The 13067-nt window shown below is 69.8% G+C and carries 14 protein-coding genes; 8 read left to right on the forward strand and 6 right to left on the reverse strand.

The genetic code is table 11. The features are described 5' to 3' along the window. Both C471_RS01050 and C471_RS01055 read left to right on the forward strand, forming a co-directional pair. Entirely contained in the window at positions 1-450 is a 450-nt protein-coding gene (locus C471_RS01050; RefSeq protein WP_004045901.1) for a DoxX family protein, read from the forward strand. Between the two features lie 96 nt (positions 451-546). Then, positions 547-1029, forward strand: a complete 483-nt coding sequence (locus C471_RS01055; RefSeq protein WP_004045902.1) for a VOC family protein — start codon at positions 547-549, stop codon at positions 1027-1029. A gap of 37 nt (positions 1030-1066) precedes the next feature. On the opposite strand, the gene C471_RS01060 is transcribed toward C471_RS01055, so the two are convergent. Both C471_RS01060 and C471_RS01065 read right to left on the reverse strand, forming a co-directional pair. Beyond that, complete coding sequence (locus C471_RS01060; RefSeq protein WP_004045903.1) at positions 1067-1558, reverse strand: SRPBCC family protein; 492 nt, start codon at positions 1556-1558, stop codon at positions 1067-1069. A 316-nt stretch (positions 1559-1874) separates the two neighbouring features. Further along, positions 1875-2843 (reverse strand): hypothetical protein, encoded by a 969-nt coding sequence (locus C471_RS01065; RefSeq protein ID WP_004045904.1) that lies wholly within the window; start codon positions 2841-2843, stop codon positions 1875-1877. A gap of 133 nt (positions 2844-2976) precedes the next feature. Between C471_RS01065 and C471_RS01070 the strand changes: the two genes are divergently transcribed. The 4 genes from C471_RS01070 (at position 2977) to C471_RS01085 (ending at position 8280) form a co-directional block, all read left to right on the forward strand. Beyond that, entirely contained in the window at positions 2977-4053 is a 1077-nt protein-coding gene (locus tag C471_RS01070; RefSeq protein WP_004045905.1) for a succinylglutamate desuccinylase/aspartoacylase family protein, read from the forward strand. Between the two features lie 111 nt (positions 4054-4164). After that, complete coding sequence (locus tag C471_RS01075; protein ID WP_004045906.1) at positions 4165-5256, forward strand: ABC transporter ATP-binding protein; 1092 nt, start codon at positions 4165-4167, stop codon at positions 5254-5256. After that, entirely contained in the window at positions 5253-7232 is a 1980-nt protein-coding gene (locus tag C471_RS01080) for an ABC transporter permease (protein ID WP_004045907.1), read from the forward strand. Before C471_RS01075 ends, C471_RS01080 begins: the two co-directional genes overlap by 4 nt. Then, the gene (locus C471_RS01085) at positions 7225-8280 is read left to right on the forward strand and encodes an ABC transporter permease (protein WP_004045908.1); all 1056 of its coding nucleotides are present in this window, start codon (positions 7225-7227) and stop codon (positions 8278-8280) included. The genes C471_RS01080 and C471_RS01085 overlap by 8 nt, the downstream gene beginning before the upstream one ends. A gap of 381 nt (positions 8281-8661) precedes the next feature. On the opposite strand, the gene C471_RS01090 is transcribed toward C471_RS01085, so the two are convergent. Beyond that, complete coding sequence (locus C471_RS01090) at positions 8662-9003, reverse strand: 2Fe-2S iron-sulfur cluster-binding protein (RefSeq protein ID WP_004045909.1); 342 nt, start codon at positions 9001-9003, stop codon at positions 8662-8664. A 133-nt stretch (positions 9004-9136) separates the two neighbouring features. On the opposite strand from C471_RS01090, the gene C471_RS01095 reads away from it, so the two are divergent. Both C471_RS01095 and mvaD read left to right on the forward strand, forming a co-directional pair. Further along, complete coding sequence (locus C471_RS01095) at positions 9137-9349, forward strand: antitoxin VapB family protein (protein ID WP_004045910.1); 213 nt, start codon at positions 9137-9139, stop codon at positions 9347-9349. 64 nt (positions 9350-9413) lie between these two features. Then, positions 9414-10412: a phosphomevalonate decarboxylase MvaD gene (gene mvaD, locus C471_RS01100; RefSeq protein WP_004045911.1), complete on the forward strand. Its 999-nt coding sequence runs from the start codon at positions 9414-9416 to the stop codon at positions 10410-10412. A 321-nt stretch (positions 10413-10733) separates the two neighbouring features. On the opposite strand, the gene C471_RS01105 is transcribed toward mvaD, so the two are convergent. The 3 genes from C471_RS01105 to C471_RS17330 all read right to left on the reverse strand — a co-directional run bounded on the left by C471_RS01105 (position 10734) and on the right by C471_RS17330 (position 13009). Then, positions 10734-12221, reverse strand: coding sequence for a cryptochrome/photolyase family protein (locus C471_RS01105; protein ID WP_004045912.1), 1488 nt, complete (start codon positions 12219-12221; stop codon positions 10734-10736). A gap of 81 nt (positions 12222-12302) precedes the next feature. Further along, on the reverse strand, positions 12303-12749 hold the full coding sequence (locus C471_RS01110) for a phosphate-starvation-inducible PsiE family protein (RefSeq protein ID WP_004045913.1): 447 nt from the start codon (positions 12747-12749) through the stop codon (positions 12303-12305). Between the two features lie 89 nt (positions 12750-12838). Further along, positions 12839-13009, reverse strand: a complete 171-nt coding sequence (locus C471_RS17330) for a hypothetical protein (protein WP_160163119.1) — start codon at positions 13007-13009, stop codon at positions 12839-12841. Positions 13010-13067 lie beyond the last annotated feature (58 nt).

Below are 13067 nucleotides of genomic sequence, written 5' to 3' on the forward strand. Positions count from 1 at the left end.
ATGTTAGCTGAAATCGCAACGATACCGCTTCAATTCGACACCCCCTTCGCGGGCGAACTGTTCCTGCTCGGCCGGATCCTCTTCGGCGTCACGCTCGCGTTCATGGGGCTGAACCACTTCATGGACGTCGACACCATGGCCGGCTACGCCGAGTTCAAGGGCCTGCCGGCGCCGCGGCTCTCGGTGGTCGCCTCCGGGCTCGTCTTAGTGCTCGGCGGGCTCGGCGTCGCCGCTGGCGCGTTCCCCGTGCTCGCGGCCGGTGCGCTCGCCGTCTTCCTGCTCGTCTCCGCCGTGACGATGCACGACTTCTGGTCGATGGACGACCCAGAGGAGAAGCAGAGCGAGATGACGAGCTTCCTCAAGAACGTCTACGGCGCCGGCGCCGCGCTCGCGCTGCTGGCGGTCGGCGGCACCGCGTGGCCGTACGCGGTGGGTCTCGGGCTGTTCTAAGCGACGCGTTCGAAGACGACGCGACCCGCGCTCCCGACTCGTTTCCCCCGATTACCCGTACCACTAACTTTCCCCCCGACAACCGATCGCACGAACATGACTGACGCCCCGCCCATCACCGGACTGCACCACGTGACGAACATCTGCACCGACATGGGCGAGACCGTCGCGTTCTACGAGGACGTTCTCGGCTGGCACACGGTCAAGCGGACCCAGAACTACGACGATCCGGGGACGCCCCACTACTACTTCTCGCCCACGCCGCAGGGCGAGCCGGGGACCAACGTCACCTACTTCGAGTACCCGAACTCGCAGGGGGCGCCCGGCCCGGGCGCGGGCCACCACTTCGCGTTCGGCGTCGAGGACGAGGAGACGCTCCGCGAGTGGCAGGAGCACCTCCGCGAGCAGGACGTGCGCGTCTCCGAGGTGAAGGACCGCACCTACTTCAAGAGCATCTACTTCAGCGACCCCGACGGGCTCGTCTTCGAACTGGCGACGGCGGGTCCGGGGTTCACCCGCGACGAGGAGGAGCCCGGCAGCGGGGTCATCGACCCGTTCGAGGAAGGGTACGAGAACTGAGCGGGGGACGGACCTGAACGGGGGCTGACGAGCCCGGTCAGGACTCGATCAGCGCCGCGAACCGATCCAGCGCCCGCCGGCAGACGGGGGCGTACCACGCCGCGACCAAGGGCACCTCCACGACGACGCGACTGCGCTCGGGGTCGCCGGCGTAGCTGTCGACGCGGTGTCCGGTCGCCGGGACCCCGGCGACCCGCCAGTCCCAGCGTCGGCCGTTGCACGCGGTCACGCGGAACGGAAGCCACGCGCCGGCGACGCGGACCCGTCCCCTCGTCCCGCGGATCACGTAGCGGTCGTCACTCTCGACGGCGGCGATCGCCGGCCCCCAGTCGGGCCACTCGCGGGTGTCGCGGAGACGCTCGGCGGCGACCGCCGGCGCGGCCCCGACGTCGCGACCCACGGCGAGCGTCGTTCCTTCGCGGACGACCGTCGACGCGGACTCGCTCTCGCCGCGATCGAAACGTCCGGTCGATTCGCCGCCGCAACCAGGCCGGTAATTCACGATCCGTCGAACGTTCGCGTCGTACATAAGCCAACACATATTAATTCCTTAAATGGTATCAGGTCTCATTATCTCTTTCCACGAAGGGTTAATACGGAGATCCTCGCTATCCTGCCCCAAGATGGCAAACGATCGCGACACTATGAAAGACGTCTCGCACACGGCACCGAACGACACCTCCGCGAAAGCCGTCTGGGAACGAGGCCCCGTCGAGGAAGAAGAGGAAGAGGAGTAACGGCCGTCAGACCAGATTTTCTCTCCGTTTTCGCGGCACGCATACCCGCTGGTTCGGCGGTGATCGACGCCCGCGCGATTCCCCTACTGCTCCGGATCTCCGGCGTCGCTACCGCTCCGGATCCCCGGCGTCGCGGTTCACTTCCCCCTCGGCCTCCGTCTCGTTCGTCGCGGCGCCGAACTCATCTCCCTCCGTCGGCGCCCGTCCGAGCATGGCCCGAAGCGACGACCACGCCTGGCGTCTGTCTCCGCCCTTCGAGATCGGGATCCCCGCGAACGACGCCGACGGGTGCGTCGTCTCGGGACCGAGGTGGTCCATGTGCGCGGAGACCCACGTGAACACGGCCGAGAGGCCAGTGAGAACGGCGAACGAGGTCCATGACTCGATCGGTGTGAGGCCCGCCGCTCCCACGACGACGCCGGCGATCACGTAGACGAAGGCGACGAAGATCAGGAGGACAGTCACCGTCGCCAGCAGGTCGTTGACCGCGGTGACGCGGGCGTTGTAGTCGATCCACTCGGCGTAGCTCCGGAGGAGCCGTTCGTCGAACTCGGGGTCGCCGTCTCCCGCGCCCTGCGGTCCTTTCCCCTTCCCATCTTCCTCACCGCGTTCGGCGGCGATCACCGCGTCGACGGCCTTGAGATCCAGCCCGCCGCGGAGGTCCGACGCGGTGTAGGTGACCGCGGCCAGCCCGGTCGAGGCGAGCAGGAGGAGACCGCCGACCACGGTGAAGGGGTTCAGGAAGACGGCCAGATCCACCGTCGTCTGGACGACGATCGAGCCGCCGGTGACGACGATCCCGATGAGCAGCAGGTTCGCCTTCAGTATCTCGATCGCCTTGTTGTCGATCTCGCGGAGCCGCTCGACCTGATAGTCGAACGTGGTGCGGAGCTCCTCGCGGGTCATCGCCGCGACCGCGGGGTCGATCGCGGCGTCTCCGCCGTTCCCGGCAACCCCGTCCCGGCCCTCAGACACGGCATCTTCGGTCCGCTCGCCCGGGTGACCGGACGCGGCGGCCCCGCCGGCACCGTCCGGCGCGTCGTCGCGTCCCTCCGAGAGCCCCCGTCGATCGCTCATACGGAGGCCGTTCTCGAAGGGGCGACGTAAGGGTATCGGCGGGGTGCCCGTCGCTCCGCCACCGGTTCCGGACCACCGCCGGACCGCCGCCGACGGGCCAAGCGGTTTTACCGGCCTCGTGCGTCCACGGCGTATGAGCGATCCCAAGTCGGCCCCGCGATCCGAGCCCGAGCCGTTCCGGTACGACGCCGAGGTCGAGCCGGGAGAGAAGCGACACGTCCGGTACGAGATCGGCGAGACGTACCTCGGCGACCCGATCGAGATGCCGGTGACGATAATCAACGGCAAGGGCGGCGGACCGACCCTGTTCCTCTCCGCCGGGATCCACGGCGACGAGCTCAACGGGGTCAAAGTGGTCCAGGAGGTCGCGGACCGCTACTCGCCCGCCGAGATCCACGGCACGCTGGTCTGTCTCCACGTCTGTAACGTCCCCGCCTACGAGGCGCAGCGGCGCGACACCCCGATCTACGACCAGGACATGAACCGGTCGTTTCCGGGGAAAGAGCGCTCGAACACCACCGAGCGGATGGCGAACCGCATCTACCGGCGGTTCGTCGCGCAGTGCGACCTCGGACTCGACTTCCACACGTCGACCCGGAATCGGACGACGATCTACCACGCCCGCGCCGACCTCGACGACCCCGGCGTCAGGCGTCTCGCGCGGGCGTTCGCGACCAACGTGGTGTTGTACGGGACCGGCGACCAGGGATCGCTCCGGTCGACGGCGACCGCGGACGGGATCCCGACGGTCACCGTCGAGATGGGCCGCGCGCACCGGTTCCAGCCCGTGCTCATCGAGAAGGCGTTGGAGGGGGTCGAGAGCGTCCTCGCCGAGTACGAGCTCACGCCCGGCCAAGCGGTCCACTGGCCGGGGTGGTACCAGTCGACCGCCGCCGACAGCACGAAGCGCTGGCTCCGCGCCGACACCGGCGGCCTCGTCGAGATGGAGTGGGGACCCTACCCGCTCGTCTACGAGGGGGAGACGATCTGTACGATCACGAACCACTTCAAGACGGAGGAGCACGCGGTCGAGGCCCCCTTCGACGGGCTGATCCTCGGATCGCTTGAGAACCCGGTCGCAGCCCCCGGACACCCCCTCTGTCACATCGTCCGGGTCGAGGGGACGACGCTCGACGAGATCGAACGCGAGATCGAGATCGGCGAGTTCGACGGGTACCGCTCGCACGGCGACTCGTGGGGCGACGACTGACGGGACCGGAACTCCCGCCTCCGCTCCCGCGACGCCCGCATCGCTCGCCGCGTTCTCGCGGGTGATAGCCGCGGGCGTGGCTTTAACCCGCCCGACGGCGGACCCGAGCGCATGATCGAAGTGGAGGGGCTGCGGAAGACGTACGGGGAGTTCGCCGCCGTCGTCGACAGCACCTTCTCCGTCGAAGAGGGCGAGGTGTTCGGTATCGTCGGCCCGAACGGCGCCGGGAAGACGACGACGCTGAAGGTGCTCGCCGGGCTCGTCGACCCCACCGCCGGCGAGGTCGAGGTCGCCGGCTTCGCCTCCGACGACCCCGAGATGCGCCGGCAGTTGGGGTTTCTCCCCGAGGAGTCGCCGCTGTACGAGGAGATGACGCCGCTGTCGTACCTTCGGTTCTTCGCCGACCTGTACGACGTGCCCCGGGAGGCGGCCGACGAGCGGATCGAGGCCGCGCTCGACCGGCTGGAGCTGGACCACCGCGAGCGCCGGCTCGGCGACATGTCGAAGGGGATGAAACGCAAGGTCGCCATCGCCCGGTCGCTGGTCAACGACCCGGACGTGCTCGTGTACGACGAGCCGGCCTCCGGGCTCGACCCGGTGACGACGAACTCCGTGCTGGCGTTCACCCGCGAACTGCGCGAGACCGGGAAGACCGTCGTGTTCTCCGCGCACAACCTCTATCACGTCGAGTCCGTCTGCGACCGCGTCGCGGTGATGAACGAGGGCCGGATCGTCGCCCGGGGAAGCGTCGACGGGATCCGCGAGCGACACGGCGAGACGACGTATCACGTGTTCACCGACGTGTCTCCCGCCCGAACCGACGCGCTGGCCGAGACGTTTACCGACCGCGACGGCATCGACGACATCGACGATATCGACGACATCGACGCCCTCGACGACATCGACGCCGCGACCGAGGAGGTCGGCGACCGGTTCCGCACCGCCGTACCGACGATGGACGCGGTCGAGGCGGTCCGCGAGGCCGCCGCCACGGCGGGCGGCGAGGTCGTCGACATCCGGACCCGAGAGCCGAGCCTGGAGGACGTGTTCCTCGACATCGTCGGACGACCGATGCCGGGGCGGTACACCGGCGGTGCCGCGGTCGACGCCGTCGAGGCTGACGAGGACGGCGGAGACTCCGATCCGGCATCGGACGACCGCGACGCGAAGCGGCCGGCCGAGCCGCCGGAGGGGGCCGAGTGATCGACCGGCTCCGGCGGATCCTCCGGGTCGCCCGCTGGGAGACGGCTCGCGCTGGCGGCGGCGTCGACCGCCGGACCCTGCTCGCGGCGCTCGCGCTCCTGCTCGTCGCCGGCGGCGTCCTCGGCGGGGGACTCGCGGCCGGGGTCGTCGGGCTCGACGTCGACCGCGACGTGTACCGCGTGGGCGTCGACGGCGACTCCCCGTACGCGGACGCGGTCGAGGGGGCGCCGGCGCTGACGCGCGTCCCCGTCGAAAGCGCCGCACTCGGCGACACGGCCGACCTCGTCGTGGTCGACGGCGGGCGGAGCGGGACGGTCGAGACCGTCGCCGTCCGCGCCAGCGACACGCGGAAGGGCGAGGCCGCGGCGGCCGAGTTCCGGGAGGCGGTCGAGGCGCACAACGAGCGGCTGATGGCCGCCGAGGAGAACCGGACCGCTGCGTTCCCGATCACCGTCACGCTCCAGTACGTCGGCCGAACCAGCGGGCTCGACGACGGGGCGACGCTCGGAGGGGATGACGGCGGCGGTGATTCCGGCACCGGAGGCGCCGGCGGCGACGGTTCCGGCGACGGAGGCGACGGCGATTCCAGCAGGAGCGACGGCGGATCTGGCGGGAGAGGTGACGGTTCCGGCGAGGGGAGCGGCGGGGCCACCGGCGGCGACGGCGGACTCTCCGGCGGCGACACCGCTGGCGGCGACGGCGAGAGCGACGCCGGGAACGACGGGTTCGCGGTCCCCTCGGTCGGCGGTGCGGCGTTCGGCGCCGACACGGTCGGGTCGCCGGGGTCGATCTCGCCGCCCTTCCCGTTCGTCTCGCTCCTCTTAGCGTTCGTCTTCCTCGTCCCGATGAACTTCCTCATCCAGGCGTACGGCTCGTCGGTGCTCGACGAGCGGACGAACCGGCGCGGCGAGCCCCTGCTCGTCACGCCGCTCTCGCCGGTCGACATCGTCGCGGGGAAGACGCTGCCGTACGTCGCGGTCGCGGCGCTCGTCACGACGCTCCTCGCGGTCGCCGTCGGCGGGGGGGCGCTGTCGGTTGTCGCCGTGCTCCCGGTGGCGTTGACCTTCCTCGCGGCGACGTTCGTCGGCGCGATGTTCGCGCGGTCGTTCAAGGAGCTCACGTTCGTCACGGTCGGGGTGAGCGTGCTCCTCACGACGTACGCGTTCGTGCCGGCGATATTCACGAACGTCACGCCCGTGGCGCTCGTCTCGCCGCTCACGCTGGTCGTCTTCGACCTGCAGGGCGAGGCGGTGGGGCTCGGCGAGATCCTCTTCTCGACCGTCCCGATGGCGGTGGGCGCCGCGCTCCTGTTCGGGCTCGGGCTCGGCGTCTACCGCGAGGAGGACATGTTCACCCAGAAGCCGGTCGGACGGAAGTTCCTCGACGCGCTCGCGGTGCGGCTCGCGGCGGTGGGGCGGGGGGCCTCCGACGCCACCCTGCGAGCACGGCTCCGCGCGCTCGCGCCGGTCGGGTTCCTCACCGCCTGCACGATTCCCTTCGTGTTCGTCGCGGAGCTTTTGGCCGTCGCGCTGCTGTTCGCGCTACCAGTGACGGTGTCGATCCCCGTCCTCCTCGTGACCATCGCGTTCATCGAGGAGCTCGCGAAGAGCGTCCACCTCTACGCCGGGTTCGAGCGCGGCGCCTTCGCCCGGACCGATCGGGTCGCCGTCGCGGTCGGGCTCGCCTCCGCGGTCGGCTTCTTCCTCGCGGAGAAAGCCACCGCGGTCGTGCAAGCGGTCGGGCTGACGGAGCTGTACGTCGGTCGCGCCGCGTTCGGGAGCGTGGCGGGGCTGGAGGGGCTCCCGCCGATCGCGATCGCGGGGCTGTTATTCGCGCCCCTCCTGCTCCACGGGTTCGCGACGACCGTCGCCGCGGTGGGGGCGAGCCGGAGCCGGACGTACTACGTCGCGACGCTGGCGCTGGCGACGCTGATCCACGCCGCGTACAACTTCGGGGTGATGCGCGTCTATGCGTAGTCGGGGTGGCCGGCTGACGATCGCCGGCCGGGAGCTGTCGGGGCTGCGCGCGGAGAAGACGATCCTGCTCGCGATCGGGATCCAGCTGTTCATCGCCGCGTTCTCGTCGTTCCTCGTGGTCGGGCTCGTCTCGATGTACGACCCGGGCTCGCTCGGCGGCGCGGAGATCGAGGTGGCGGGCGCCGGCGACGCCGTGAGCGACCTCGAACGCGCCGCGAGCGAGGTCGACGGCGCCTCGGTCACGCGCTACGAGGACGCCGCCGCGGCGCGGCTCGCCTTCGACCGCAACGCCGCCGACGCGGTGGTGGTCGCGAACCGCAACGACGACGGCGGGATCTCGGCCACCGTGACCGCTCCGGACGCCACGGTGGAGACCACCGTGATCGTCGTCCAACTGCGCGACCTGCTCCGGACGTACGAGCGACAGGAGCGCGCCGACCGGGCCGCACACCTGAGCGAGTCGCCGCTCCCCCTCCCGGAGCGCACCGGGACCAGCCCGTACTTCACGTTCACGTACACCGTGTTGATCCCGGTGTTAGTCTTCCTCCCCGTCTTCATCTCGGGGTCGCTCGTGGTCGACTCGATCACCGAGGAGCTCGACGAGGGGACCTTCGAACTGCTCCGCGTCGCGCCCGTCACGCTCGGCGAGATCGTCGACGGGAAGGCGCTGGCGGCGGTCGCGATCGCCCCCGGACAGGCGCTGCTGTGGCTCCTGCTCCTCCGCGCGAACGGGACGCCGGTCGCCAACGTCCCCTCGATCCTCGTCCTGATGACCGCGCTCACCGCCCTCGTCGTCGCGCTCGCGCTCGCCATCTCCGCGCTCGCGCCCGACCGGCGGGCCGCCCAGTTCCTCTACTCGGTCGGGGTGCTGGTCCTCTTCGGCGGCGCCACGGCGATGGCCGGCGGCCCCGCCAACGCGGTCGCGCGCCTCGCGATCGACAGCGCCGACGCGACGACGACCGCGCTGGTGGTCGCCTACGTCGGTATCGCCGCGGTCGCGTACGCCGGCGTCCGGGCCCTCGTCGCGGAGAACGGGTTCGAGGGGTAGGTGGCGATCGTTTATAAGTGAACGAGGCGGTCGGCGCGTGCCTGCGAGCGTCCGAAGGACGCGAGTCAGCACGCGCGAGGGAGTCGGTCACTCGGAGCGAAGCGGAGAGTGACCGACGAGGCTGGGGAGGCGTGAGGTGCGGTGCGGTCGCGGTCGGGCGGGACTCAAAGGGGTAGCCGGGAGGACCGCGCAGGCGACGGAAGCACCGCAGGGAGCGAGTGAAACGAGCGACTGAGGAGCGCAGCGAGCGTGCGCCGCCCTCACGGCTGGGGCTTTGGAGGTGTTCGCCGTCGATCCGCGAACAGCAGTTTATAAATAACCGAGTAATCCGAAACAGATCCTGTTCCACTTAAAAACGACACCCCGACCGCAAAGTACGTCTCAGTCGTCGTCGGCCGCCGCACCGTCTCCGGCGCCCGCCTCGGTCGCCGCGTCGTCCTCGATGCTCGGCGGGTACTTCCCGCGGTCGAGTTGCAGGTCGGACTGCGGTCGCGCCATGCAGGTGAGCGCGTACTCCTCGGCCTCCTCGTCGGTGAGCCCGCGGGCCGCCGGCTGGGTCACCTCGCCGTCGACGATCTCCGCGGAGCAGGCGAGACACATCCCGACGCGGCAGGAGTACTCCTGAGCGATCCCCTCCTCGATGCAGGCGCTGAGGATCGTCTCCGTGTCGGCCACCTCGATCGTCTCGCCGGTGCCGACGAACTCGACGGTGTACTCGGTCATGAAGCGGAGTATCGGCCGACCAGTCAAAAAGGGTTCCCCTCGATCGCGTCGCCGTCGCGGGGACGGAAGGGAGCGAAGCGAACCGAAAACGGCGCTGTCATTTATAACTGAACACATGTGACTGTGTACCGTGATGTCGACGAAAACGATCTCGCTCGACGAGGAGGCCTACGAGCGGCTCAAGGCACACAAGCGGGAGGGAGAGTCGTTTTCGGACGTGGTCAAGCGGATCGCCGGCGAGCGGTCGTGGACGGAGGTCGCGGGGATTCTCTCCGAAGACGAGGCCGACGAACTCGAATCGCTCGTTCGAGCAGGACGAGGTCGGTCGCCCGAACGATGCGACTGACCGACGCTGAGTCCGAGAAGAGACCATCGCAACGACTAATCCCCCGCCGGACGCTTCCCGAGGTATGACCGAGAAGGCCACCGCGCGAGCCCACCCGATCCAGGGGCTCGTCAAGTACCACGGGATGCGCGACGAGGAACTGCGGCTCCCGTACCACGACAGCATCAGCCTCTGTACCGCCCCGACCGCGACGACGACCACCGTCGAGTGGCAGCCCGACGCGAGCGAGGACACCTACGTCATCGGCGGCGAGGCGGTCGACGGGCGCGCCGCCGAGCGCATCGACATGGTCGTCGACCACGTCCGCGAGCTGGCCGGCGTCGACGCCGCGGTCCGGCTGGAGAGCGAGAACTCCTTCCCGTCGAACATCGGCTTCGGCTCCTCGTCGTCGGGCTTCGCGGCCGCCGCGCTCGCCTTGACGGAGGCCGCCGGCCTCGATATGTCCCTCCCCGAGGTCTCCACCGTCGCCCGCCGCGGCTCCTCCTCCGCGGCGCGCTCGGTCACGGGCGCCTACTCCCGGCTCGACGCCGGGCTCAACGACGAGGACTGCCGCTCGTACCGGCTCGACGTGGGCGTGAGCGACGACGGCTTCGACCCCGAGGAGGACCTCCGGATCGTCGCCGCGCACGTCCCCGCCTACAAGGAGACGGAGGAGGCCCACCGCGAGGCCGCCGCGAGCCACATGATGCAGGCGCGGACCGCACACGTGCAGGACCAGCTCGTCGAGATGACCGACGCCCTGCGAGAGGGCGAGTTCGACCGGATCTTCGAGACCGCCGAACACGACTCCCTCTCCTTGACGGCCACCACCATGACCGGCCCCGCGGGCTGGGTGTACTGGCAGCCCGAGACGATCGCCGTGTTCAACGCCGTCCGCGAACTCCGCGAGGAGGGCGTCCCGGTCTACTTCTCGACGGACACCGGCGCCTCGGTGTACGTGAACACGCTGGCCGACCACGTCGACGAAGTCGAAAGCCGGATCGCCGAGATCGGCATCGACACCGACGTCTGGGAGGTCGGCGGCCCGGCGCGCGTCCTCGACGAGAGCGAGGCGCTGTTTTAATCGAAGGCGGCGGTACGGTGGCGCGTGCCGCCGAGCGTCCGAAGGACGCGAAGCGCACGCGCGAGGTCGTCGGGCGGAGCCCGACTGCCAGAGGGACCGTTGGTCCCTCGCTGGAGTCGGTCACTCGGAGCGAAGCGGAGAGTGACCGACGAGGCTGGGGAGGCGAGAGGTGCGGTCGCGTTCCCGCGAGCGGTAGCGAGCGGGAGCACGGAAGTCGCAGCGCCGAGCGAAGCGAGGCGACCGTCTTCCGGCGGTGCGGTCGGTTGGGGCTTTGGAGGTGTTCACTGTCACGGCAACGGTGCATACTTCACTGACTTCCAGTTACTCCTCCGGATCCTCGCCGCGCGCCCGCTTATACATCGCTAACGCCTCCTCCCGCCGCTCCGAGTGGTCGACGATCGGCTCCGGGTATTCCGGCGCCACGTTCGCGCGCTGGGTCGGCGACAGCTCGTGCCACTCGTGGATCAGGTCGGCGTCGAGCCCCCGGAGTTCGGGGACGTACTCCGTGATGTACTCGGCCTCTGGGTCGTAGCGCTCCCCCTGCGTCATCGGGTTGAAGATGCGGAAGTAGGGCTGGGCGTCGGTCCCCGTGGAGGCCGCCCACTGCCACCCGCCGTTGTCGTTGGCGGTGTCGTGGTCCGCGAGGTGCTCCCGGAAGTGGTCGTAGCCGTGGCGCCAGTCGGCGAGCAGGTCCTTCGTGAGGAAGGAGGCGACGATCATCCGCACGCGGTTGTGCATGAACGCTTCCTCGCGAAGCTGGCGCATCCCGGCGTCGACGATGGGGTACCCCGTCTCCCCGCGTGTCCACGCTGTGATCTCGTCGGGGTCGTCGCGCCACTCGATCCCCTCCTCGTACTCCTTGTAGTTCTCGGTGACGACCTCGGGGTTGTGGTACAACACCTGCGTGTAGAACTCCCGCCACGCGAGCTGTTGTTGGAACTCCTCGACGCTCTCGACGCGCTCCTCGTCGCCCTCGGACTGGGCCGCCGCCAGCGCGCGCTCGGTCGCCTCGTACGTCTCCCTGATCCCGATCTCACCGTACTTCAGGAAGGCCGAGAGCCGGGAAGTCGCCTCGCGGGCCGGGTAGTCGCGCTCGGCCTCGTAGGAGAACACCGGCTCGTCGAGGAAGTCGTCGAGGCGCCCTCTGGCCGCCTCGGTGCCGGCGGGACCGACCTCGGCGTCGGGCGCGTCGAACCCGAGGTCCGCCGGAGACGGGAGGTCACCGACGGCGACGCGGTCGGTCTCGGCGCCGCCGTCTGCGACGGCGCCATCGTCCCCCACCGCCGCGGTCAGCGCGCCGACGTCGACGAGGTCGCCCGCCGCCGGCGTCGGGGCCGGCGAGTCGGTCTCGCGATCGGTCCACTTCTTCCAGTAGTAGGTGTACACCGAGTACGGGTCGCCGGCGTTGGTCCGGATCGAGTCCGGCTCGTGAAGGACCGCGTCGTGGTGCGCCTCGCGCTCGACCCCAGAGTCGTTGAGGGCCTTGCGAACGCCCGCGTCCCGCTCCCGAGCGAGCCCCGAGTAGTCCCGGTTCCAGACGACGCGGTCGGCGTCGACGGCGTCGGCCAGATCGGGCAGGATGGACTCCGGGTCGCCCCGAGCGACGAGGAGGTCGCTGCCGCGGTCGCGGTAGTCGTCCCGGAGCGCCGCGAGCCCGTCGAGCAGGCGGCGGACCCGCACGTCGCTCGCGTGGTCGAGCACGTCGGGGTCGAAGACGAAGGCGCCGGCGACCTCGCCCCGGTCGGCGGCGGCCGCGAGCCCGACGTTGTCGGCGAGCCTGAGGTCCCGTCGGTGACAGAACAGCTCCATGGGAGCGGCACGGCTGCGAGCACCGTCAAACCACCGGCGGGGTCGCGGGGGCGGCGCTTCCAGTCCGTCGGCGAATCCGATTCACAGCTCGGGGCGACCGGGGACGCTCACTCGGTCCAAGAGGAAGTAGCCGACCGTGAGAGCGAGCACCAACAGGGAGATCGAGAGCGCCGCGAGGACCGTCTCCTCGCCCGAGCCGTAATCCTCCAGCCGGAAGCTGATCGCGCGTCGGGCGACGGCGATGATCGCGGCGCTCACGACGATTCGGAGGACGGGCTTGCCCCTGGCGTGCGCCACGAGCGTCCGGTGGACCTCGACGATGATGAGCAACAGCAGCACGCTGTCGAGCAGGCCGACCACCTCGACGGGGTCGGTGAAGTTCCCCGCAACGAGCAATCGGAACAGCGAGACGAACAGATCGAAGACGCCGATGAGAAACAGGAGCAGCAGGAAGTACGCCGCACCGAGGACGAGCCATTCCATCGTCCGCGCTGCGGGGTCCGCGGCCTCGTCGAGATCGAACGCCATGCGTGCGCCTCGCGCGGAGGCGGCAAGTCGCTTGTGCCTGCTCGCCGCCCACCTGCGCTTCCGGCGACCCCGGTTCCACTTGGAGCCGATCAGATCCGCAGCAGACAGGAGACGACCGGAAAGAGGACGAACGACAGTATCAGCAGCCGGAGGACGTTTCGCTTGCTCAGGAGCCGGCGCCCCCAAATCCGACCCTCGACCGTTTGGAGCGCGTCGACGCCGGCACCGTCGCGCTCGTTCGGTGACTCGTTCGGACTCATCGTGTCTCTCCGGCTCTCGGTCCCCTCCGTCTCTCCGGCTCTCGGCGCTCGTTCCCGA

Origin of the sequence: Halorubrum saccharovorum DSM 1137 (assembly GCF_000337915.1) — an archaeon.
GTDB lineage: Archaea > Halobacteriota > Halobacteria > Halobacteriales > Haloferacaceae > Halorubrum > Halorubrum saccharovorum.